This window comes from Micromonospora sp. C97, from assembly GCF_018070385.1.
Classification (GTDB): domain Bacteria; phylum Actinomycetota; class Actinomycetes; order Mycobacteriales; family Micromonosporaceae; genus Micromonospora; species Micromonospora parva.
Genome location: NZ_JAGPXU010000003.1, coordinates 88,028 through 110,743 on the forward strand (window position 1 = coordinate 88,028; position 22,716 = coordinate 110,743).

Genomic DNA, 22,716 nt, shown 5'->3' on the forward strand with positions numbered 1-22,716 from the left:
CGCGCGCATCGTCCCAGATCGTCGGTGGGCAGCGGAAGTACATCCCGTACGCTTGCCGGGTGCCGAACGAGCAGCCACCGCGACCCGCACCACTGGACCCGCCGATGGTGCCGTTCGCGCTCGCCGGGTTGATCGCGTGGGCGGTGGCCGGGCTGGTCCTGCTGATCTTCTTCCGGGGCTGGCTCACCGACAACGGTCACCAGAACTGGCTCTGGACCTGCCTCGCCGGCTTCCTCTGGGGTTTCCCGGGCCTCGCCGTGATGATGCGCCACGACGCCAACCGACGCCGCCGCCGGGCGAGGTGAGCGGGGCACCGCGCCGGAGCACTCCGGCGCGGTCGATCAGGAGTGCCCGTACGGCTCCGCCGGCTCGGCCGCCTCGACCGAGCCCGGGGCCCGGCTGACCGACATGGCCTCCACCGCGCTGTCGTCGTACACCGTGGGCAGCTCGTCGACAGCGGTCTCGGCCGCCTCGATCAACGTCTCGGAGTGGGCGCCGCAACCGTGATCGGCGCTCACCACCCGGCCGTCGTCGGGTGCGTAGAAGTTGCCGCACGCCCCGAAGGCCTGGCGCATCGCACCGGCCAACGGCAGGTAGAAACCGCAGGTGCCGCAGCGGGCGGCGGACGGGGCGGCGGTCGAGATGGCCGCGGCGGGGCCGTGGTCACCGTCGTACCAGCGCTGCGCCGTGTCGATGCGGCCCTCCCGGGAGAGCACGCGGGCGCGTCCGAGGCCCAACTCCCACGCCGTCTCCTCGACCGCCGGGTCGTCGGAGAGCAGGTAACCGGGGACCAGTCGGTCGTCGTCGGGTGAGGTCGGAAGCAGATCACCCGGGCCCAGGTCGCCCGGCTTGAGCCGCTCCTGCCAGGGCAGCCAGCCGGGCGCGAGCAGCGCGTCCGGGCCGGGCAGCAGGACCGTCTCGCAGATGGTCACCGTCTTGCTGCGCGGCACCCGGGTGACGGTGACCGCCCAGCGCCAACCGCGGTAACCGGCGAGGCGGCATTCGAAGTAGTGGGTGACCAGCCGGTCGCCCTCGGCCACAACCTGCAGGTGATCGCCGACGTCGTCGGCGTCCACCTCGGTGATGCCAGCGCGAGCCACCTCGACGGCGGCGGCGCAGACCTGGTCGAGGCGGGCGGCACGGGTGGAGGCGGGCCTGGTCACCTCACCATTGTTCCCCATGCGCCTCGCAGGGGTGACAGGGACTCCCGGGGAACCTTTCCCAGCGGTGGTGCGGCGTACCCGGATCAGATGGGCGAGGATGGTGCACATGCCGTCGTACTCCCGCTCCGGGCGTTCCGTCCTCGGGCGGACCGTCGGCACCGGCATTCGCGCCGTCCGTCTGCTGCTGCGCGGTTCGGTGGGCAGCGGCCGCTGGGTGACCCGCCGGGCCGGTCGGGCCCGCGCCCGGGGTGCCGGCGGCGAGGTCGGCATGGTTCGCCTGTTCGACCTGCACGCGCTCTCCTGCGCCGGTGACACCCTGATCGCCATCGGCCTGGCCGGCACGATCTTCTTCAACGTGCCGCTCGGCGAGGCCCGCAGCAAGGTCGCGCTCTACCTGCTGGTGACCATGGTTCCGTTCGCGATGCTCGCCCCGGTGGTGGGCCCGCTGCTGGATCATTTCCGACACGGCCGGCGGTACGCCCTGGCCGCGACGATGCTCGGCCGCGCCTTCCTCGCCTGGTTGATCTCCGACTACATCCACGGGTTCGGGCTCTATCCGGCCGCGTTCGGGGTGCTCGCGCTCTCCCGGGCGTACGGTGTGGCCCGCTCCGCGGCGGTGCCCCGGTTGTTGCCGGAGGGTCTCGGCCTGTCCCAGGTGGGCGCCCGGGCCAGCGTCTACGGCACTGTCGCGGGCGCGCTGGTAGCGCCGATCGGGTTGGCAGCGTTCTGGTTCGGCCCGCAGTGGCCGCTACGGGTCGCGTCGGTGATCTTCCTGGTCGGCATGGTGATCTCGCTGCGGCTGCCACCGAAGGCCGACTCGGAGCCACCCGAGCGGGTCCCCCGGCCCCTGCGCGCGCTGGGCCGCCGCCGTGGTGACCGGCCACTGGGCCGGGGCCGACCGTCCGGTCGGCTGGTGATCGCCACCCTGATCGGCGCCGCGATGCTCCGCGCGCTCTACGGCTTCCTGCTGCTCTTCCTCGCCTTCGCGATCAAGAAGGGCGACCTGACCACAGTGGTGTTCGGCCGGGACCTGGGTGCCGAGTGGGCGCTGGGCGTCGTCGGCGGCGCGCTCGCGGTCGGCACCTTCCTGGCCACCGCCATCGGCACCCGGCTGCGCATTCACCGCCCGACCGCCATCCAGTCGAGCAGCATGATCATCGTGGCCGGCGTCGCGGTGCTCGCCGTGATCCAGTTCTCGCTGGTGATGGTCGCCCTGCTCTGCCTGGTCGCCGCTCTGGTCAGCGGGGTGGCGAAGCTGGCCGTGGACGCCTCGATCCAGGAGCGCATCCCGGAACGGTTGCGGGCCAGTTCCTTCGCCCACTCCGAGACGGTGCTGATGCTCGCCTTCGTCGCCGGCGGCGGGCTCGGGCTGGTGCCGTTCGACGGTCGGATGGGCATCGCCGTCGCCGCCGGGGTCGGCGTACTGGCCGCGATCCGGGGGGTGCTGGCCGCCGCCCGGCTGCGCGGCGAGAAGCTGGCCGGCCGGCCGCTCGGCGACGACGAGCTGACCGAGGACGAGCCGGCGGACGAGCCCGGGGATTCGGCACCGACCTCACCGGCACCGGCCCAGACCAGCTCCCCGCAGTACGACGACCCGAGCCTCGCCCCGCCGGGCTACCACATCTACCGCCCGTCGTCGGCGGTCGGCGGCCCGGGTGGCGGGGCCGACGACGAGACCCGCCGGGAGTCCCCCGGCTCACTCTCGTGACCGGTCTGCTGGTGGTGACGGCGGTTCCCGCCGAGGCGGACGCGGTCCGCGCCGGGCTGACCGACAGCACCGTGACCGTCGCGCCGATCGGTGTGGGCCCGGCCATCGCCGGTGCCGCCACCGCCCGGCTGTTGGCACTCGCCGAGGCCGCCGGCCGGCCGTACCGCGCGGTGGTCAGCGCCGGTGTGGCCGGCGGCTTCACCGGGCGGGCCGAGGTCGGCGACACGGTGCTCGGCACCGCCAGCATCGCCGCCGACCTGGGTGCCGAGTCGCCCGACGGCTTCATCCCCGTCGACGAGCTGGGCATGCCGCCCGCGCTGCTCGGCGCCGGCAGCAGGGTGTCGGCGGACCCGGGTCTGCTGGCCACGCTGCGGGCCGCTCTTCCGACGGCAACGACCGGGCCGGTGCTGACGGTCAGCACCGTCACCGGCACCAGCGCCGGCACCGACGAGCTGCGCCGGCGGCATCCGGAAGCGGTAGCCGAGGCCATGGAGGGGTACGGCGTGGCGGTCGCCGCCGCGCAGGCCGGGCTGCCCTTCGCCGAACTGCGCACCATCTCCAACCCGATCGGCCCGCGCGACCGGGACGCCTGGCGGCTGCGCGAAGCCCTCGCCGCGCTGACCGCAGCGGCCCCGGCACTGCGGTGACCAGGCCCGCGTTCAGGAAAACCAGCGCTTGCCGGGTTGGCTGAGGCGCAGTGCCGCCGGACGGCGTGCCTCGATCTCGAAGCCGCACGCCAGCAGCAGCTCGGTGCCGAACCCCTCGGCGATGGCGGCCGCGTCGTCGATGCCCGCCTCGCGCATGTCAGCCACCAGCGCGGTGACCAGCCGACGTCCGAGCCCCAACCGCCGATAACGGGGATCAACCAGCACGCCGTCGAGCACCATCTCCCGCTCTGGCATGCCCGGATGCCACTCCCCGAACTCCAGGAACGGGCTGCGCTCGTGGGCCCGCAGTTCACCAACCAGCGCCCCGTCGGGAAGCTCGGCGACGTACCGCCAGGAGGTGGCCGGCAGGTCGCCACCGATCACCCGACGCACCCGCGCAGTCCGTCGGACCTCGGCACCCCACCGTCGGTTGTCGCGGTAACGCCGGTTCAGCTCGTAGGCGGCCGGTGGCAGCGGAAGTGGATACCGCTGGGGCGGCAACCTGTACCACTCCGCCCACCAGGCGCCGGGCCAGTCCCGAGGCTCGTGGACCGGCCACACGTCCAGGTGAGCCGGGTAACGGCGGCCTGCCTCGTCCCGCATGTCGTCGTGCGGCACCGGCGTGGGTTCGGTGATGCCGGAGATCGCGGTCGAGGTGCCGATGACCAACTGCCCACCCGCTGCCCGGACGAGACGCTCCACTGTCCGGAATCGGGGATCGGCCGACCGCCCCGACTCGATCCGGGCCAGCGTCGGCTGCGGCACCCCGGACCTCTCGGCCAACTGCCGCTGACTCAGATCGGCCCGCCGACGCAGAGCGCGCAGCGCCAGGCCAAGCTCGACGCCATTGCCCTCGCTGGCGCCATTGCCCCCGTCGGTGCCGTCGCCCCCGTCGGCGTGGTCGCCCTCGTCGGCGCCGCTGCCCCCGTCGGTGTGGTCGCTCGCCTCGGTCACGGACCGATGCTCCCCGCTGGTCAGCCCACTATCAACACCTTCATCGGGACTGTGGATAAAGCTGTGGACAACCCCTCCGGTCGGTGGACGACCTACTCCGCAGACCTCCTTTGGCGCTGAATCGTCTGCGACATCATCACGACCCGCACCACCACGACCCGCGCCACCACGACCTCCATCACCACGGCCTGCGCCACCACGGCCTACATCACGACGACGGCGGACCGCTGCGGCCCACACCACGACCCCGCACACCGCTGTGGTCGCGCCACGACTTCGGGCCACTCCGGAACACGTCGGCCGCACCAGGACTGCGGACCCTGCGGCCCCGGGTCCAGCGCGATTCGTTTGCGACATCAGCTCCAAAGGGAGTCCGTGGGAGGTGACGGACCCCGCGCCCCGGGCGGATCACCGCCCACGCTGCTGCCGGCGGCCGGCCACACTCCCGGTGCCGCCGGCCGTTCGTCGCGGACCTCCCGTCGGCGATCTCCGCCGCCGATCTCCGTCGCGGATCACACTGGGCGGGGTGGGCGCGGGCGACGAGGCGGGGGCGGGGCTAGCGTGGGGGTGTGGCGCTCTCCCTGGCGATCTCGCCCTGCCCCAACGACACGTTCGTCTTCCACGCGCTGGTGCACGGGCTGGTGCCCGACGCGCCGCCGGTCGAGGTGACGTACGCCGACGTCGACATCACCAACACGGCGGCCGAGCGGGGCGCGTTCGACCTGGTGAAGGTGAGCTTCGCGGCGCTGCCCTGGCTGCTCGACGACTACCACCTGCTGCCCTGCGGCGGCGCACTCGGTCGCGGGTGCGGCCCGCTGGTGCTCACCCGGGGAGATCGTGACGGCGGGCCGGACCGCACCGACCTGACCGGCGCGACGGTGGCGGTGCCGGGCGACCGGACCACCGCGTACCTGCTGTTCCGGCTCTGGTCGGCCGGGCGACCGCCGGCCCGGATCGAGGTGGTTCCGTTCCACGAGATCATGCCGGGCGTGGCGGCGGGTCGCTACGACGCTGGGCTGGTCATCCACGAGGCCCGGTTCACCTACCACCGGCACGGCCTGAGCGCCCTGGTCGACCTCGGCGAATGGTGGGAAACCGACACCGGCCTGCCCATCCCGCTCGGCGCGATCCTGGCCAAGCGTGGCGCGGTCGACCCGGAGGCCGCGGCCGGTTGGATCCGCGAGTCGGTCCGGCAGGCCTGGGCGGACCCGGCGGCCAGCCGGGAGTACGTGCTGGCGCACGCCCAGGAGATGGAGCTCGACGTGGTGGACCGGCACATCGGCCTCTACGTCAACGAGTTCACCGCGGACCTGGGCGAAGCCGGTTTCGCCGCGGTGGCGGCACTGCTCGACCGGGCCGCCACCGCCGGCCTGGTGCCTCAGACCTCCAGCTCGCGGGCCACCGCGTGGACCAGCTGAGCGATCTTCTGCGCGGCTTTCCTGTCCGGGTACCGCCCCCGGCGCAGGTCCGGCTGAACCTTCGCCTCCAGCACCTTGATCATGTCTTCGACCAGGCCGTGCAGTTCCTCGGCCGGTCGACGGCGCAGCTCCGCCATCGACGGCGGCGCGTCCAGCAGCTTGACTCCCATGGCCTGCGCGCCCCGGCGGCTGTCCACCACGCTGAAGTCGACCCGTTGGCCACCCTTGAGGTCGGTGACACCCGCCGGCAGCGCCCCCTTGGGCAGGAACACGTCGCCGCCCTCGTCACTGGTGACGAAGCCGTATCCCTTGGCCGTGTCGTACCACTTCACTCGACCCGTAGGCACCTGAAAACCCCTGCTTCACTTGAGCCGCTACTGCTCCAAGGCTAGCTGGATCATCCCGTCGAGCGCCGCTGGGAATTCGGTGAGCTCGTCCAGCACCACTTCCGCCCCCGCCGCGCGCAGCTCAGCCCGGGAGCACGGGCCGGTCGCGACACCGATGCCGGGCACCCCGGCAGCTGTCGCCGCCGCCATGTCCGCCACGTGGTCACCGACGTAGTGGGTGGCGCCGTGCTCCCGCAGGGCGGTCGCCTTCTGCTCGGCGAACAGGTCGCCGGCCAACTCGTCGACAGTGAGGCCGAGATGGTCCAGGTGCAACCGGGCCAACCGGCCGATCTTGGAGGTGACCACCAGCACCCGGCCACCCCGGTCCCGGATCGCGTCGATGGCCTCCCGGGCACCGGGCAGCAGGAGCGTCGGCGTGATCGCGTACGCCGGGTACAGCTCGCGGTACACCCGTACGGCCGACTCGACCTGCTCCGGCGGGAACCAGTGCGCGATCTCGGTACGCAGCGGCGGCCCCAGCCGGGACACCGCCAGCTCGGCGTCGACCGGCACACCGGTCCTCGCGGTCAGCGCCCGGTACGCCGCGGCGATGCCGGGGCGGGAGTCCACCAGGGTCATGTCGAGGTCGAATCCGACGGTCAGTGCGGGCATGTCGAGAAACGTACCGGCTACTCCCGGTCGGCCGGACGTCCGAGGGGCGCGGAAGCCCGATGCCGGGCTAGCGTGGAAAGACGATGACCACCTCACTCGCCGACCACCTGCGGTCGCTGCCCGACGAGTCACTGGCCGCGCTCCTCCAGCTGCGGCCCGACCTCGTCGTGCCCGTGCCGGCCGATGTCTCCGCCCTGGCCATCCGGGCCCAGTCCCGGGTCTCCGTGGCCCGCGCGCTGGACGGGCTGGACCAGTTCACCCTCCAGATCCTCGACGCCGCCCGCCTCACCCGGAACCCGGACGACGCCACCACGGCCACCGACACCGTGCTCGCGATGGCGACCGGCGGGCCGCAGCCGCCGGCTCCGACGGCCGTCCGGGCCGCCGTGGGCCGACTGCGTGCGCTCTTCCTGCTGTACGGCCCGGAGCACGCGCTCCAGGTGGTGCCCGCCGTCGACGAGGTGTCCCCGTACCCCGCCGGGCTCGGCCGGCCGGCCGCGGAGCTGGACCCGCGCACGGCAGCGCTCTGCGCGGACCCGGCGAAACTCCGACGGACGGTGCTCGCCGCCCCACCCTCGGCCCGGGCGATCCTGGACCGGTTGGCGGCCGGCCCACCGGTCGGCAGCGTTCCGCCGGGAGCGTTGCAGGCGCCACCGCTCGGTACGGAGGACCCGGTCCTCTCCGACCCCACCAACGGGGGTGCCCCGACCGGCTCCCCGGTGCGGTGGCTCGTCGACAACCGGCTGCTGGTCCCCGTGACGACCGGCTCGTCCACGGCCAGCGGAACTGTGGAGCTGCCCCGCGAGGTCGGCCTGCTGCTGCGCCGCGACACCGGCCCGCTCGGGCCCCTGCGCACCAGCCCACCGCCGGTGGCAGTCGCACCGCGGGAGCCGAAGGCTGTCGACTCGGCCGGGGCCGGGCAGACCATGGAGGTGGTCCGGAACACCGAAGGGCTGCTGGAGCAACTCGCCGACGAGCCCGCGCCGGTGCTGCGTTCGGGTGGCATCGGTGTGCGGGATCTGCGCCGGTTGGCGCGCACCGCCGGGCTGGACGAACCGACCACCGCGCTGCTGCTGGAGGTCGCGTACGCGGCGGGGCTCGCCGGTGAGCTGGAGATACCCGGGTCGGCCACCGGCCGGTACGGGGCGGACCAGCAGGTGCTGCCCACCGGCGGGTACGAGGTGTGGCGAGCCGCCTCACTGGCCCAACGGTGGGAGCAGCTCGCCCGAGCGTGGCTGACCATGACCCGGCAGGTGGGGCTGGTCGGCCGCCGGGACGACCGGGACCGCCCGATCGCCGCGCTCTCCGCCGAGGCCGAACGGGCCGGCGTGCCGGCCACCCGACGGGCGGTGCTGGGCGTACTCGCCGATCTGGAACCGGCCACCGCACCCACCCCGCAGGAGGTGCAGGACCTGCTGGACTGGCGGGCCCCGCGCCGCAGCCGGGGCCGGGACGCCGCCCACCGGGAGGTGCTGGCCGAGGCCGCGCAGCTGGGCGTGACGGGGTTGGGGGCGCTCACCACGTACGGTCGGCTGCTGCTGGGTGACCTGACGTCGACCGACGAGCGGACCGACGACCCGCTGGGCGTGCACGCGGACATCGAGAGCGGTGACCCGTCCAGTGCCGCCCGGGCGCTGGACGCGTTGCTGCCCGCACCGGTCGACCACTTCCTGGTGCAGGCCGACCTGACCGTGGTGGTGCCCGGCCCACCCGAGCCGGCGCTCGCCGCCGAACTGGAGGCGATGACCGAGCTGGAGTCGGCCGGTGGGGCCAGCGTGCACCGGGTCACCACGGCGAGCGTGCGACGGGCACTGGATTCCGGCTACACCGCCGACGACCTGCACGACGTGTTCCGGCGCCGGTCACGTACCCCGGTGCCGCAGGGGCTCACCTACCTGATCGACGACGTGGCCCGTAAGCACGGCGGGCTGCGGGTCGGCCTGGCCGGGGCGTACCTGCGCAGCGACGACGAGACGCTGATCAGCGAGGTGCTGGCCGACCGGCGACTGGAGTCGTTGGCGTTGCGCCGGCTGGCGCCGACGGTGCTGTGCACGCAGTACCAGGTTGGCCGGTTGCTGGGCGCGCTTCGCGACGCCGGGTACGCGCCGGTGCAGGAGGACGGCACCGGCAGCACCGTGCTGGCCCGGCCGCGCATCCGGCGGGCCCCGCCCCGGGTGTCGGTGACCAGTCGTACGACCGATCCGCTGGCCGCCCCGAAGCTGCCCATGCCCCGGCTGCTCGGCGTGGTGGAGCACATCCGGCGGGGCGACGCGGCGGCGCGGGCGGCCCGACGCGCACCGGCGGTGGTGCGCGGCGGTGCTCCGGGGTTGGGCGGCGGTCCCGTGCCGGCGCACACCCACAGTGAGGCCCTGGCGGTGCTCCAGCAGGCGGTCCGGGACAAGGCGCTGGTCTGGGTCGGTTACGTCGACGCGCACGGGGCGACCGCGTCGCGCCTGCTCAAACCGGTTTCGATCGGTGCCGGCTACCTGCGGGCCGAGGATGAGCGGACCGAGATGCTGCACACGTTCGCGTTGCACCGGATCACCGCGGCGGTGGTGGCGGACTGACCGACGGCGCCGTCGCGCGGGGGGCTGTCGGTCAGCGGCGGCTCCGGCGCACGGTGCCGATCACCGAGATGACCAGCAGCAGCGCGAAGCCGGCGCCGGCGGCCTCCCCGACCGAGTCGATGAAGCCCTGCTGGAGCACCAGCCAGCCGAAGAGGAACCACCCGAGCAGGAGCGTCGCCGCGACGGCATACGCGATCACGGTCGCTCGGGACACCTCGTCCGGTGGTGCTTGCTCATGCTCCGCAATCACGTCATGGTCGACCGTCATGCCCAGCCTCCCCGCCCGGTCCGGCCCTGGACTCCAAGAGTGACACTCGAGAGTCCGGTCGGACAGGGGGTCACCGCCGCAATTCGCTGCGTGTCGCTCAGGTGCCGGGGCGGCGGCCGATCAGCACCACCCGGGTGCCGACCTTGCCGAGTTCCCACATCCGGACGGCGTCGGCGTGCAGCAGATTGACGCAGCCGTGCGAGCCGATCGACTTCTCGTGCAGGTAGGTGGTGGTCTCGTGGAAGCCCATCCCCTGGGTGAAGTGCTGCCAGTACGGCAGCCACACCTCGTACGGGTCGGACCACTCCTTGGGGTTGCGGTAGTTGACGGTGTAGGTGCCGGCCGGGGTGCGGTAGCCGGACATGCCGGTGCGGGTCACCGTCGGCGCCATGATCACTTTGCCGGCGCGGAGCGCCCAGACGGTCTGTCGGGTCAGGTCCACGCAGAACGTGGTGCCTGTGCCGCCCTTGCAGCGGGCCGGGTCGGTGGTGGCGAGGCGCTGGGCCACGTCGAGGGTGGTCGGCCCGGCGCGACCCTCGACGGGGCGAATGCCGTACCTCTTCTGGAACTTCTTGATCGCCGCGCAGTCGGCGGCGGACTGCCGGCCGTCAACGGTCACCGCCCCGAACCCACCCAACCGGGCCAGGTAGGTCTCCACCGCGCGCTGGTGCTGGCCCTGGGGGCAGCCGGCGACGGTCGGCGTACCGCTGGGGGTCGGCTTGGCCGTGCTCGTGCGGGTCGGCTTCGGCGTGGGTTTCCGGGAGGGTTTCGGGGTGGCTACGGCCGACGTGGACGGGCCGTGCTGGTCCGGCCGGGGCGTGTCGCTCGCCCCCGTTGCCCGTTCTGCCGCACCGGCTGGGGCGGCTCCCCCGCCACCACTCCCACCGGACTGCGGCTCGAACGCGCACGCACCCGCGCCGACCAGCACGACCACCACGAGGGCGAGCAGCCGGGAAGTGGTCCGAAAGTGCTTCATGGAGCCCTCCCCTGACAATCGTCCCCTTCTTAGACGTTCGTGAGTGCCGTCACGGTTGCGGCGGGTGCGCATCTTTCTTCCGCCGTCCCGCATCGTGCAACACTGGATGGTCGGCCAGCGGCGGGTATGCGACCCGTTCCGGCCGGACGGCCAACCGAGGAGAGGACGCTGGCGTGAGCGGTGGACCACTGATCGTGCAGTCGGACAAGACCCTGCTGCTGGAGATCGACCACCCCGACGCGCAGGCCTGCCGGATGGCGATCGCGCCGTTCGCGGAGCTGGAACGCTCGCCGGAGCACGTGCACACGTACCGCCTGACCCCGCTGGGTCTGTGGAACGCCCGCGCCGCGGGACACGACGCCGAGGGTGTCGTCGACTCGCTGATCAAGTACTCCCGCTACCCGGTGCCGCACGCCCTGCTGGTGGACGTGGCCGAGACGATGGACCGGTACGGCCGGTTGCAGCTCGCCAACGACCCGGCGTACGGGCTGGTGCTGCGCGCACTGGACCGGCTGGTGCTGATCGAGGTGGCCAAGAGCAAGAAGCTCGCCGGGATGCTCGGCGACAAGATCGACGACGACACCATCCGGGTGCATCCGTCCGAGCGGGGCCGACTCAAGCAGGCGCTGCTGAAGTTGGGTTGGCCGGCGGAGGACCTGGCCGGTTACGTCGACGGTGAGGCGCACCCGATCGAGCTGGCCGAAGCCGGCAAGGACGGGCGCAAGCCGTTCACGCTGCGGTCGTACCAGCGGGAAGCCGTCGAGGCGTTCTGGGCCGGCGGGTCGGGGGTGGTGGTGCTGCCGTGCGGCGCCGGCAAGACCCTGGTCGGCGCGGCGGCGATGGCCGAGGCGAAGGCGACGACGCTGATCCTGGTCACCAACACGGTGGCGGGACGGCAGTGGAAGCGGGAGCTGATCGCCCGCACCTCGTTGACCGAGGAGGAGATCGGCGAGTACTCGGGCGAGCGCAAGGAGATCCGCCCGGTCACCATCGCCACGTACCAGGTGCTCACCTCGCGGCGCGGCGGCGCGTTCACCCACCTTGACCTGTTCGGGGCCCGCGACTGGGGCCTGGTCGTCTACGACGAGGTGCACCTGCTGCCCGCGCCGATCTTCCGGTTCACCGCGGACCTCCAGGCCCGCCGCCGGCTGGGCCTGACGGCGACCCTGGTACGTGAGGACGGCCGCGAGGGTGACGTGTTCAGCCTCATCGGCCCGAAGCGGTACGACGCGCCGTGGAAGGACATCGAGTCGCAGGGCTGGATCGCCCCGGCCGAGTGCACCGAGGTACGGGTGACCCTGACCGACGCGGAGCGGATGTCGTACGCGACGGCGGAAGCCGAGGAGCGCTACCGGATGGCGGCGACCGCCCGCACCAAGCTGCCGGTGGTGAAGGCGCTTGTCGACCGGCACCCGGAGGACCAGGTGCTGGTGATCGGCGCGTACATCGACCAGTTGCACCAGCTCGGCGAGTACCTCGACGCGCCGATCATCCAGGGCTCGACCACGAACAAGGAGCGGGAGCGGCTCTTCGACGCGTTCCGCACCGGGGAGATCCGCACGTTGGTGATCTCGAAGGTCGGGAACTTCTCCATCGACCTGCCCGAGGCGGCGGTGGCGATCCAGGTGTCCGGGACGTTCGGGTCACGCCAGGAGGAGGCGCAGCGCCTGGGCCGGGTGCTCCGGCCGAAGGCCGACGGCCGGCAGGCGCACTTCTACACAGTGGTGTCCCGGGACACGATCGACACGGAGTACGCGGCGCACCGGCAACGCTTTCTCGCCGAGCAGGGGTACGCGTACACGATCGTCGACGCCGACGACGTCCTCGGCCCGTCCCTGCCGTCCTTCGACTGATTCCGCGCAGCGCGGCCTTGATCGACTCGGTTTTCAGGAAGTCGCGGTGTCCGGGGCAGGTTGATGCCCCGGTTTCACGGAACCCGAGTCGGTCACCGCGTTGCCTGCGGGGCAGGGCCAGGGGGCAACGTGCCTCTCGCGCTCACTTTGGAGCTGATGCCGTGAACGAATCAGCCGCCACGGCCCCTGCCGCCCACGCCCCCCCCGCGCCCGAGTAACACCCACCACCCCACCCCACCCCATCCGCGCGGTGATCAAGAAGTTTGCGTCACCGTCGAGCCGATCGGTGACGCAAACTTCTTGATCACCGCGGTCGGCCGGGGTTCGACGCGGTCGGTCGGGAGCACCGCGGTCGGTCGGGTTCACCGCGGTCGGCCGGGTTCGACGCGGTCGGTCGGGTTCACCGCGGTCGGTCGGGAGCACCGCGGCCGGTCGGGAGCACCGCGGTCGGTCGGGTTCGACGCGGTCGGTCGGGGTCTGGGCCGGGGGGTCAGGGCGTGGGGGGTGGGCAGCGATCGGGGAGGGTCACCTGGCCGGGGCGGTGGTCGAAGGTGTCCATGGTGAACCACTCGTCCAGTTCCGGGTCGAAGAGGTTCTGCAGGCCGAACTGCAACACCTGCCACCAGCGGCTCGGGTCGCGCTGGTCGACGTAGATGTCGCCGAGCGCGAGCGGGAACCGGAAGAACTCCCCCGGCACTGTGGACCCGCCGACGACGCCGACCCGCCAGTGGTCGACGTGCCGGTCCTTGGCACCCTGCAAAATCTCCGGCCCTGCCCTCCGTCGGCTGTGAGAGTGCCAACTGCCTTCGGCGCAGCGTACGAGCAGGCAAAACGTGAGATATGGCGGAACGGGTCGGCTCCACCGGACGGGTGAGGCGACGCGCAATTGGAGCAGAGCATGCTGGCACCCCTCGCCTACGGGCTCGCGGTCGTACTCAGCCTCTCCCTGGGCAGTACACCTAGCCGGCGGGCGCAGGACCGTGTCACGGCCGTCGGCTCAGATCGTCAACGGACCTCCGTTGCGGGTCTCGTCCTTCACCGCGATCAGGTTCGCGACGACGTACGGGATGTTGTGCGCCTGGTGGAAATCGCTCGGGAAGTACGTGCCCAGGCGAGACACCTGGAATCGGCAGCGGATCTCCGGCACGAAACGTGCGTACTGGTCGTTGGTGAAATACCAGAACGAGTTCTCGTTGTAGAACGCGACGTGCGTCGGATCCTGGTACGCGCCCCGTCCGTCCGAACTGGGCGTCAGGGACAGCAGCAACCCGTTCGGGGCGAGGACCCGGTACAACTCGTTGAACATCCCCATCTTGTCCGGGATGTGCTCCAGGAAGTCGACCGCCCGGATCACCCCGACGCTGTTGTCCGGCAGGTCGATCCCCTTCGTGACGTCGCAGACGATGTCCACGCCGTCCCCGGCACGGCGATCCAGCCCGAGGAACCCTCCGGCTTGTTGTGTGCCGCTCCCATATCCAGGGCCAGCAGGTCCCGCCGTTTCGCCCAGGCCAACGTGTTGAACTGGATGTTACGGTCGTAGATCTCCACGGACCGCCGCTGGATGCGCGCGTTGACCTCAGGGTCGCGCTGGGTGTTCCTGGCGTGCATCCGTTGCAGGTAAAGGCACTTGGGGATCTGGTGAAACTCGGCCGCCTGGTACAGCCGGCACATCAGGTCGAGGTCATCTGCCACGTCGAGTTCCTCGTTGTAGCCGCCCACCTTCTCGTACAGATCCCGTCGGAACGCCCGGACGTGGTTCGGGGCGTACCAGATGTAGCTGACGTTGTGCGGCGTCGGCTCCAGCGAGTGGCAGGCCAACACCGCACGCCCGTCGACCCGCTCGTCGCGGTAGCGCCACCCGTGCGAGGCGGCGAACCGCGAGTCGTCCCGGCCGCCGTCCTCGCTGATCTGAGCCGTGTCGCTGTAGACGAAGCCCCCCCCGGGGTTCGCGTCGAAGGCGGCCACGACCTCCCCCAGGCAGTCGCTGCTGAGCAGGTCGTCGTCGTCGAGTTCGACGAGGATGTCCCCGTACGCCTCGGCGCAGGCCTGTCGCTTCACCGCACCGACACCGGACAGCCCGTCCCGCACCAGGAGGCGGATCCGTGGATCGTTCGCCTCGGGGCGCCACCGGGTGCCCTGGTTGAGAATGACCACCCACTCCCAGTCCGCGTACGTCTGCGCCAGCAGGGACTGCAGGCAATCGTCCAGGAAGCGGGTTCGGTTGCTACCCGTGAAAACCGTGACGTGTGGTGCCGTCACCACGCGATCACCTCTTTGTCTTCTGCGGGCGGAAGTCCTCGGGGACGGCCGACGCAAGCTTCGGATCCGCACCGATCGCCGACGCGAACGCCTCCTGGGCGCCCGTCCGGTCGTGCTGCTTGACGAGCATCAACCCCAATCGCAGGTACGCCGTGGAAGCGCCCTCATCGGCACCGACGATCTTGCGATACAGCGCGACCGCCTCGTCCGGCTTCGCCTCCTCCAACAGCATTGCCTTGTTGTAAAGGGCCGGCCGGTAGGAGTCGTCGATCTGCAGTGCCTTGTCGTAGTCCGCCATCGCTTCGCCGGTCGCGTTACGCGACTGGGCGAGGTAGCCGAGGTTGAACCAGGCGAACTTGTTGTCTCCCTGAAGCGCGACCACCTTCTCGAAGGTTGCCTTCGCCTCGTCGGACTTGCCGGCCTGACCCTGCTCGATACCCTGCTGGAGCAGGACCCCCGGGTCCTCCTGCCCGGCCCCTGGTGCGACGGTCCCGCCGGATTCCTTCGCCACGGGTGTCTTGTCGTCACTGCACGCACCCGCCCCGGCCAGCAGCACAGAGCCGCAGGCAAGTGTGCCGAACACCTGTCGCATTCTCACTGTCTTCCTCGTTCCTGCCGATCATTGTGGGTGCTTCGCTGATCACGATGTGGCGGGCGCGCAGATGACGTAGACGAGGCCGGGTTCCGTTCCGAGGAAGTTGGCCTGCCATCCGACCGGCGTACCTCCTACTACGAGCGGGCTGTCCACGTTCACGGTCCCGTTGGTGGTGTAGCCGCCGCCCGTCGCCACTTCACCGGTGGGGCAGCTGACGGTTTGGAAGCCGGTCCCAGGCACATCAGAAGATTCGACATGAACGCCTGCCAGGACACCCTGAGCGCCCTGAGCGCCCTGCGGGCCCTGCGGCCCGGTCTCGCCCTGCGCACCCTGGAAACCCTGCGGGCCCTGCGCACCTTGCGGACCGACCTCGCCCTGGAAACCCTGCGCACCCTGCGCACCGACCTCGCCCTGCGAACCCTGCGCACCCTGCGGCCCGACTTCGCCCTGCAGGCCCTGGAAACCCTGCGGACCCTGCGGGCCAGCCTCGCCCTGCGAACCTTGCGCACCCGGCGCGCCCTGCGGGCCCTGCGGGCCAGCCTCGCCCTGCGAACCCTGCGGCCCGGCGTCGCCCTGGAAACCCTGCGGGCCCTGCGCGCCCTGCGGGCCAGCCTCACCCTGCGAACCCTGCGGACCGGCCTCGCCCTGCGCACCCTGGAAACCTTGCGAGCCCTGCGGACCCGGCGAACCGGTCACACCCTGCGGACCCTGGGGGCCCTGGAAACCCTGCGGCCCTTGGGGACCCGGCGAACCCTGCGGACCCGGCTCACCCTGCTCACCTTGGAAACCCTGCGCGCCGGTAGCACCCTGGAAGCCACGTGGGCCTCGTGGACCACGTCCCCCGCGTTCGCCCTGCGGACCCTGTGGACCTTGTGGACCCACCTTGCCGCCGTCATGGTGGCGTCGACCCGGCTCCTGGTCCTGCCACTGCCAACCCTGCGGACCGGACCATCCGTCGGGACCGCCGTCCCGCACGAGGGTTGCGCCGGGCTGCCGCGCCTGCGCCTGTCCGAGCGGCCTGGGCGTGCCCTGGTAGCTGCGCTCGGCGCGGGCCTTGTGGACCACCTCGGCCGCCTGAGCGGGGGTGACGCCTGTGGTCATGCCGGCCACGATCAGCACGGAGCTCAAACCCGATGCGGCCTTGATGTGCCGGGGACTCACCAGCGGCTTACGTTCCGTGTTTTCCCTCATGTCCCCTCCACCGGAACGGGTCGGCACATCTCGAGCCCTTCCCAGGACGCGCCGGAGTCACAATATCGGCGGGACTACCCGATGTAGGGCAAATGTAGTTTTAGCCTCAAATACCTCGTAACCACCCGAAATAGGTCGACCGCTGGGCATCGCCTCCCGTGGTGGTGTGCCAGACCCCCTGGTCGGCTGGCGTGCCGGTGCAGATCCACGGCATGAACCCGGACCCGTTCCTCGCCGGTGGGGGCCATCTGGACGTGCACGTCCCCGGCCGGGCACTCAAGGATGTCTTCCACCGGTACGAGGGGAGCTGCGCGGCTACCACCAGCGCTAGCAGAACACTTACGGCTGCCAGAGGTTCTGGATCGAGGTCGGCGTCGAGAAGGAGCTCGGGCTCAATTGCAAGCCCGGGATCGAGGCGTACGGGCCAGGACGCAGAGGCGCTGTTCGCCAACTGACCCGCGCCCGGATCGTCGGGCCGACCCGTCCGGGCTGACCGGTCACGACGTCGGGGGTCGGCAACGTGCGGATCGAGGGATTGGCAGGGCTCCGCCGGACGGGTGAAGCAGACGGGCCGGCGGGTCGCCGCAGAGCGACCCACCGGCCCGGACCTCCAGTGGGCTATCCGGCGCCGCCGGCCCGGAACGCCACCCAGGCGTCGCTCATCCGGTCGGCCTGACCCGGCGTGAACATGTTCATGCAGGAGTCCTCGGTGTAGTCCATGAAGTTGTGGATCGGGTCAAGCCCGGGGGCGGTGCAGGAGTCCGCACCCACCGGGCAGTCGAACTGCGGCGCCGCCTCGCGTGGGGTGTCCGCGACGAAGTCGCCGGACGCGGAGCAGCCGTGCGCGAAGGTGTGCTCCAGCATCAGCCAGTGCCCGACCTCGTGCGTCAGCGTGTCACCCAGGGCGTACTTGCCGGCCGTGCCACCCGGCATCGACTCGTCGAGCATCACCACGCCGTCGATGTAGTCGCGCCCGTTGTTGTAGCCCTTCGGGAAGTACGCCCAGCCGAGCAGCCCGCCGCCGATGTTGGCCGCGTACACGTTCAGGGTCTCGGAGTCGCCGGTGTACAGCGCCTTCTTCATGTCCCGCTCGTTCTTGCCGGGCACGACCGTGTACCAGGCACTGTTCACCGTCCACGTGGTGTCGACGAGCGAGAACCGGAACGGGGTGTTGGCGGCGTCGCCGGCCGTGCGGCCCGCGAACGAGTCGTTGAGGACCGTCATCTGCGCGGCGATCAGGGTGTTCCACCTGGTCGTCTCGGCTGCGGTGAGCGGATGGTCGGAGATCATGTGGAAGACCGTCGGGATGGTCACGCTGCCGTTGGGCAGGCGCGGCGCGTCCTTGATCACGCCGTAGGCGTTGGCCTCGTTCTTGGCGTACAGCGCCGGCTCCTGGACGGTGGCGCCCTTGGCGACCCGGGCCGCGCCGTGCGCGTCGGCACCCGGCTCGCAGGCGGCGACGCCCGGGGAGGCGGTCGCGGGCGCGGCCGTGGCGAGCGCCCCGGAGGCGCCGCCGGAAGCCAGGACCGTCGCGGCGGTGGCGGTGAGGACCGCGAGTCGGAAGGTCGATCTTCTGCGCATCGGTGCACCTTTCGTGAGGGAGGCGGTGCCGGGTCGATGGCGTCGCTGTTCGGTATGAGAACACGCCGACGACATCGACAAAAGCCCCTCTGATCAGGGCAGACGACGATGTAACGGAACCGGACCGGCCAGCGCTGTTTGGGGCGCTCCGGTGGAGTTCAGAGGACCCGGGTCACCTGCTCGGCGGCGACGACCGCGTCCCGCCGCGCCGGGTCGAGATTGGCGCTGATCACTATGGACGCGCCGGCCGACAGCGGCGCGAGCAACCACTTCAGCGGCTGCTCGGTCTCGGCAGCGTCGACCAGCAGCCGGTCGCCGGCCCGCAGGTCCATCATCGCGGCGACCTCCCGGGCGAGCGCCCCCCACTGGCCGTAGGTGGTGCCGTCCGCGCTGGCCGGGTCCGACGGGCGGATGGCGGTGTGGTCGGGTGTGACGTCCGAGTGGCGGAGCACCTCGGCGGACCAGTCCAGCCAGCCCAACGGCACGTCGGTCAGCCGACCCGCCTCGGTGCCGACGAGGTAGCGGTGCGGGGCGTCCGGCACGTCCTCCAGCCAGTCGTCCTGCCGCTGCGGGGTCACGAAGACCGCGTCGAACGGCCGGTCACCGCCCGGTTCGAGCACCGGCAGGCCCGCCGTGGCGCGCGGCCGGAACGACACCGCCAGGCCCGAGGCCCACGCGCCCAACAACACCGCGGCGGTACGCCAGTGCGGCGGCAGCAGGACCGCTACGCGGCTGCCGGGGCCAAGTCCACAGCCGTCCCGCAGCAGGCTGGCGCTGCGCGCCGCCCACGAGCCGACCTGCTGTGCGGTCAGGTCGACCCGCTCGCCGGTCGCCTCGTCGCGGTAGCTGAGCAGGGGACGTTCGACATCGGCGGGCCGCACCGACAGATCGGCCGTGACGGTTGGCTGCATGTCCACGCTCCCCGGTGACGACGACGAAGTCACCCTACTCAACGACTTTGGTCGCGGCTGTCGTCGGCCGATGGCCGTAGCGGCCGGCCGGTAGGCCCGGGCACGGTACGAGGTGAACCCGAAAGCGCTGCCCGAGGAGCGCCGATGCCACCCGAACCCCAGCCCGCCGATCGCCCAGCCACCGCCAACCTCCCAGCCACCGCAGACCGCCCCGCCACCGGCCGTGCCGTCGCCGCCGCACGTCTTCCGCTGCGCCGACGGATCCTGCCGGTGCTCGCGCTGCTGCTACTCGCGCCCTGGGCGGCGGAGTGTTCGTGGGGTGGCTTCGCCATCGACGACTTCCTGCCGGTGCTGATCTTCCTCGGCCCGATGTACGGCGGGGCGGCGATCCTGATCCGGGAGACCGCCCGGCACCTCGGCGCGGGTTGGCCGACGATCGTGCTGCTCGCCGCCGCGTTCGGCGTTCTCCAGGCCGGCCTGGTCGACCAGTCACTGTTCAACCCGCACTACCTCGACGACACCCAGTACGCCGGCACCCGTGCCGCGGCCGAGGCGTCGCTGGTGCCGGGACTCGAATTCAGCCTCCGGCAGGCCTTCGACTACGTGGGCAACCACATCGTGCTGACCATCTGCGCGCCGATCGTGCTCGTCGAGTCGTTCCTCGGACCGGGCCGCCGGCTCCGGCCGTGGCTCGGCCGACCCGGGCTGGCCGTGGTCGCCGTGCTGTACCTGCTCGGCAGTCTGCTGATCTTCGCGTCCGACGGGGGCCGGAAGAACTTCCTGGCCAGCCCCCTCCAACTGACCCTCGCCGCAGTGGTCGTGCTCGCCCTGGTCGCGACGGCAGTGCTGCCCCGCTGGCGTCGCCCCGCTCCGCGCCGGACCCGCCGGCTGCCGCACCCGCTGTGGCTGGGCCTGCTGGTCGTCCTCGTCCGGCTCGGCGCCGACCTCGCGCCGGGCTGGGCGGGGGTGACCATCGCGCTGGGGCTCGCCGCCATCATGGGGGCCGCCATCGCCTACTGGTCGTCGGGCGTGCACTGGGGGCAGCGGCACGTGCTCGCGGCCGGCACGGCCAGCGTGGTCAGCGCCGCCGCGTTCGCCTACCTGGTGCCGCCGTACTCCCCGGGGAACCCGACGGCGGCCCTGGCCGGCGACATCGCGGTCTCCGTCATCACCGTGGCCCTAATCGGCGGCGCCTGGTGGCGACTGCGCCGTGCTTCGCCGACTGTTCACGTCGGCGCAAGCTGATGCTCCCCAACAGCTGTCAGCCTCCGTGCGGGTACGACCTAACGGAGGAAGTCCTTGACACTCAGAAGAGCATTCACCGCGCTCACCGCAGCCGGTGTCGCCGCCGCCAGCCTGACCGGGGCCACCCCCGCGTCGGCCGGCGGGCACCACCACCCAGCCAGGTCGCTCGCCTTCGACCGGGTCGCCACGTACCCGGTCTTCCAGAACCGCCTGGCCGGCGAGGATCCGACGACAGCGACGGTCGCCGAGATCTCGGCGGTCAGCGAGGACGGTCGCACTCTCATCCACACCGACGCGTTGGCCCGGCGCATCGGCTTCCTGGACATCTCCCGTGCCGACCGGCCGCGCGGCCTCGGCACGCTCTCCCTGGCCCAGCTCGGCGACGCCGAGGACGAGCCGACCTCGGTCGCCGTGGTCGGCAGGTACGTGCTGGTGGTGGTGAACACCAGCGCCAGCTACACCGCCCCGTCCGGCCGGCTCGACGTGATCGAGCTGGCCAATCGGCAGCGGGTGGCCAGCTTCGACCTCGGCGGTCAGCCCGACTCGATCGCGATCAGCGCTGACAAGCGGTACGCCGCGATCGCCATCGAGAACGAGCGCGACGAGGAGGCCACCCCGCCCGGCGGCGAGGAGGGCGACCTGCCCCAGGCACCCGCCGGTTTCGTGCAGATCGTCGACCTAACCGGGAAGTCCCCGGCCGGATGGCGGCTGCGGCCGGTAGCGCTGACCGGGGCCGACGGCAGTGCGCTGCCCGCGCTGGTGCGGGCCGGTCTCGCCGCGCCGACCGACCCCGAGCCGGAGTACGTCTCGATCAACAGCCGTAACCAGTTGGCAGTGACGCTGCAGGAGAACAACGGCGTCGCGGTGGTCGATCTGCCCACCGGGCGGATCACCAGAGTGTTCAGCGCCGGCACCGCCACGATCAGCGGCATCGACACCAGGAAGGACGGTGTCATCGACCTGACCGGCAGCATCACCGACGTGCCGCGCGAGCCGGACGCGGTGGCCTGGATCGACGACCGCTATCTCGCCACGGCCAACGAGGGTGACTGGCGCGGCGGCACCCGGGGCTGGTCGGTCCTCGACAGCCGCAGCGGACGGGTCGCCTGGGACGCCGGAAACTCCTTCGAGCGGCTCGCCGTCACCTACGGCCTGCACAACGAGGACCGGGCCGGCAAGAAGGGCACCGAGCCGGAGGGCGTGGCGGTCGCCGAGTACGACGGCGTGCGGTACGCGTTCGTCGGCTCGGAGCGGAGCAACTTCGTCGCCGTCTACGACCTGAGCGACCCCACCCGGCCGGTGTTCCGGCAGGTGCTGCCGACCACCAACGGGCCGGAGGGGCTGCTGCCCATCCCGTCGCGCGGGCTGCTCGCGGTCTCCAGCGAGGAGGACGACGCCTCGGTCAACGTCCGGGCCTCGGTGTCGCTGTTCCAGCTCGGCACTGGCACCCCGGCCTTCCCGAGCATCGTCTCCGGCACCGACCGGGCGGGCGCCCCGATCGGTTGGGGCGCACTCGGCGCGCTGAGCGCGGTCCCGGGCAAGCGGGACCAGCTCTACAGCGTCACCGACGCCGCGTACAGCCAGACCCGCATCCTCACCATCGACGCGAAGCGGACGCCGGCCGTGATCACCGGTGTGTTGCCGGTGCGGGACGCTGCCGGCGCGCCGGTCGGCTACGACGCGGAGGGCGTCTTCGCCCGCCCGCAGGGTGGCTTCTGGCTCGCCGTGGAGGGTGCCACCGGCGCGGAGAACAAGCTGGTCCGGCTCGACGCCGCCGGGGTCACCCGGCAGACCGTCGCGCTGCCCTCCGAGGTCGCCACCGGCCTCGGCAAGCAGGGCCTGGAGGGGGTCACCGCGACCACCGACCGGCAGGGTCGGGAGATCGTCTGGGTGGCCGTGCAGCGGGAGCTGAGCACCGATCCGGCCGGCGTCGTCCGACTTGGGCGGTACGACGTCGCGGCGGGCACCTGGAGTTGGTTCGGCTACCAGGTGGGGGCCACCAGCGTGCCCGGCGACTGGATGGGCCTCTCCGAGATCACCGTGGTCGGTGACCGGCTCGCGGTCATCGAGCGGGACAAGCTGAACGGACCGGCCGCGACCGTCAAGCGGATCTACACGGTGCCGCTGCCCGGTGCGGCTGCCACCGGCCCGCTGACAGTGCTGCCGAAGACCCTCGCCGTCGACGTGCTGCCCGCGCTGCGCGCCACCAACGGCTGGACCCAGGAGAAGCTGGAGGGTCTGACGGTCGCCGGCAACGGCAAGGTGTACGCGATCACCGACAACGACGCCGTCCAGGACGCCACCGGCGAGACCGTGCTGCTGCGCCTCGGCTCCAGCCGGAAGGTCTTCGGACACCGCTGATCCGGCACGGGCCCTGCGCGA

General features: G+C 71.8%; 21 protein-coding genes. 9 read left to right on the forward strand and 12 right to left on the reverse strand.

What is annotated here, in order from left to right; all coding sequences use genetic code 11:
- Nucleotides 1–59: 59 nt before the first annotated feature.
- A complete protein-coding gene (locus KBX26_RS06755; RefSeq protein ID WP_088986669.1) occupies nt 60–305 on the forward strand; it encodes a DUF2530 domain-containing protein in 246 nt (81 codons plus the stop codon).
- A gap of 36 nt (nt 306–341) precedes the next feature.
- Here KBX26_RS06755 and KBX26_RS06760 read toward each other — a convergent pair whose 3' ends face one another.
- Nucleotides 342–1,181 carry a DUF3027 domain-containing protein gene (locus KBX26_RS06760; RefSeq protein WP_030329644.1) on the reverse strand — a complete coding sequence of 280 codons (840 nt, stop codon included), beginning with the start codon at nt 1,179–1,181 and terminating at the stop codon, nt 342–344.
- Between the two features lie 88 nt (nt 1,182–1,269).
- Between KBX26_RS06760 and KBX26_RS06765 the strand changes: the two genes are divergently transcribed.
- On the forward strand, nt 1,270–2,871 hold the full coding sequence (locus KBX26_RS06765) for an MFS transporter (RefSeq protein ID WP_030329646.1): 1,602 nt from the start codon (nt 1,270–1,272) through the stop codon (nt 2,869–2,871).
- The gene (locus KBX26_RS06770) at nt 2,868–3,518 is read left to right on the forward strand and encodes a futalosine hydrolase (protein WP_030329648.1); all 651 of its coding nucleotides are present in this window, start codon (nt 2,868–2,870) and stop codon (nt 3,516–3,518) included. Before KBX26_RS06765 ends, KBX26_RS06770 begins: the two co-directional genes overlap by 4 nt.
- A gap of 12 nt (nt 3,519–3,530) precedes the next feature.
- Here the strand turns inward: KBX26_RS06770 and KBX26_RS32160 are convergent, their stop codons facing one another.
- Nucleotides 3,531–4,472 (reverse strand): helix-turn-helix transcriptional regulator, encoded by a 942-nt coding sequence (locus KBX26_RS32160; protein WP_307857759.1) that lies wholly within the window; start codon nt 4,470–4,472, stop codon nt 3,531–3,533.
- A gap of 569 nt (nt 4,473–5,041) precedes the next feature.
- Between KBX26_RS32160 and KBX26_RS06780 the strand changes: the two genes are divergently transcribed.
- Nucleotides 5,042–5,890 (forward strand): 1,4-dihydroxy-6-naphthoate synthase, encoded by an 849-nt coding sequence (locus tag KBX26_RS06780; RefSeq protein WP_210864965.1) that lies wholly within the window; start codon nt 5,042–5,044, stop codon nt 5,888–5,890.
- Here KBX26_RS06780 and KBX26_RS06785 read toward each other — a convergent pair.
- Nucleotides 5,851–6,237 carry a cold-shock protein gene (locus KBX26_RS06785; RefSeq protein WP_030329652.1) on the reverse strand — a complete coding sequence of 129 codons (387 nt, stop codon included), beginning with the start codon at nt 6,235–6,237 and terminating at the stop codon, nt 5,851–5,853. The two genes, KBX26_RS06780 and KBX26_RS06785, sit on opposite strands and share 40 nt — an antisense overlap.
- A gap of 27 nt (nt 6,238–6,264) precedes the next feature.
- Complete coding sequence (locus KBX26_RS06790; protein WP_210864966.1) at nt 6,265–6,888, reverse strand: HAD family hydrolase; 624 nt, start codon at nt 6,886–6,888, stop codon at nt 6,265–6,267.
- 83 nt (nt 6,889–6,971) lie between these two features.
- Between KBX26_RS06790 and KBX26_RS06795 the strand changes: the two genes are divergently transcribed.
- Entirely contained in the window at nt 6,972–9,455 is a 2,484-nt protein-coding gene (locus KBX26_RS06795; RefSeq protein ID WP_210864967.1) for a helicase-associated domain-containing protein, read from the forward strand.
- Between the two features lie 31 nt (nt 9,456–9,486).
- On the opposite strand, the gene KBX26_RS06800 is transcribed toward KBX26_RS06795, so the two are convergent.
- Nucleotides 9,487–9,723, reverse strand: coding sequence for a hypothetical protein (locus KBX26_RS06800; protein WP_210864968.1), 237 nt, complete (start codon nt 9,721–9,723; stop codon nt 9,487–9,489).
- A gap of 97 nt (nt 9,724–9,820) precedes the next feature.
- A complete protein-coding gene (locus tag KBX26_RS06805) occupies nt 9,821–10,699 on the reverse strand; it encodes a L,D-transpeptidase family protein (RefSeq protein WP_210859186.1) in 879 nt (292 codons plus the stop codon).
- Nucleotides 10,700–10,872: 173 nt separating this feature from the next.
- On the opposite strand from KBX26_RS06805, the gene KBX26_RS06810 reads away from it, so the two are divergent.
- Complete coding sequence (locus tag KBX26_RS06810) at nt 10,873–12,552, forward strand: DNA repair helicase XPB (protein ID WP_030329662.1); 1,680 nt, start codon at nt 10,873–10,875, stop codon at nt 12,550–12,552.
- A gap of 490 nt (nt 12,553–13,042) precedes the next feature.
- On the opposite strand, the gene KBX26_RS06815 is transcribed toward KBX26_RS06810, so the two are convergent.
- The 4 genes from KBX26_RS06815 to KBX26_RS06830 form a co-directional block, all read right to left on the reverse strand.
- A complete protein-coding gene (locus KBX26_RS06815; RefSeq protein ID WP_210864969.1) occupies nt 13,043–13,312 on the reverse strand; it encodes a hypothetical protein in 270 nt (89 codons plus the stop codon).
- Between the two features lie 237 nt (nt 13,313–13,549).
- Nucleotides 13,550–13,963, reverse strand: coding sequence for a methyltransferase domain-containing protein (locus tag KBX26_RS06820; RefSeq protein WP_210864970.1), 414 nt, complete (start codon nt 13,961–13,963; stop codon nt 13,550–13,552).
- Nucleotides 13,903–14,814: a glycosyltransferase gene (locus KBX26_RS06825; RefSeq protein ID WP_210864971.1), complete on the reverse strand. Its 912-nt coding sequence runs from the start codon at nt 14,812–14,814 to the stop codon at nt 13,903–13,905. Before KBX26_RS06825 ends, KBX26_RS06820 begins: the two co-directional genes overlap by 61 nt.
- Before the next feature lie 4 nt (nt 14,815–14,818).
- On the reverse strand, nt 14,819–15,394 hold the full coding sequence (locus KBX26_RS06830; protein ID WP_210864972.1) for a tetratricopeptide repeat protein: 576 nt from the start codon (nt 15,392–15,394) through the stop codon (nt 14,819–14,821).
- Nucleotides 15,395–15,661: 267 nt separating this feature from the next.
- On the opposite strand from KBX26_RS06830, the gene KBX26_RS32680 reads away from it, so the two are divergent.
- Nucleotides 15,662–16,684 carry a hypothetical protein gene (locus KBX26_RS32680; RefSeq protein ID WP_282102159.1) on the forward strand — a complete coding sequence of 341 codons (1,023 nt, stop codon included), beginning with the start codon at nt 15,662–15,664 and terminating at the stop codon, nt 16,682–16,684.
- Nucleotides 16,685–17,215: 531 nt separating this feature from the next.
- Here KBX26_RS32680 and KBX26_RS06840 read toward each other — a convergent pair.
- On the reverse strand, nt 17,216–18,178 hold the full coding sequence (locus tag KBX26_RS06840) for a zinc metalloprotease (protein ID WP_210864974.1): 963 nt from the start codon (nt 18,176–18,178) through the stop codon (nt 17,216–17,218).
- A 158-nt stretch (nt 18,179–18,336) separates the two neighbouring features.
- The gene (locus KBX26_RS06845) at nt 18,337–19,089 is read right to left on the reverse strand and encodes a TIGR03089 family protein (protein ID WP_210864975.1); all 753 of its coding nucleotides are present in this window, start codon (nt 19,087–19,089) and stop codon (nt 18,337–18,339) included.
- 144 nt (nt 19,090–19,233) lie between these two features.
- Between KBX26_RS06845 and KBX26_RS06850 the strand changes: the two genes are divergently transcribed.
- Both KBX26_RS06850 and KBX26_RS06855 read left to right on the forward strand, forming a co-directional pair.
- Nucleotides 19,234–20,334, forward strand: coding sequence for a hypothetical protein (locus KBX26_RS06850; protein WP_081883921.1), 1,101 nt, complete (start codon nt 19,234–19,236; stop codon nt 20,332–20,334).
- A 54-nt stretch (nt 20,335–20,388) separates the two neighbouring features.
- On the forward strand, nt 20,389–22,695 hold the full coding sequence (locus tag KBX26_RS06855; RefSeq protein ID WP_210864976.1) for an esterase-like activity of phytase family protein: 2,307 nt from the start codon (nt 20,389–20,391) through the stop codon (nt 22,693–22,695).
- Nucleotides 22,696–22,716: the final 21 nt, after the last annotated feature.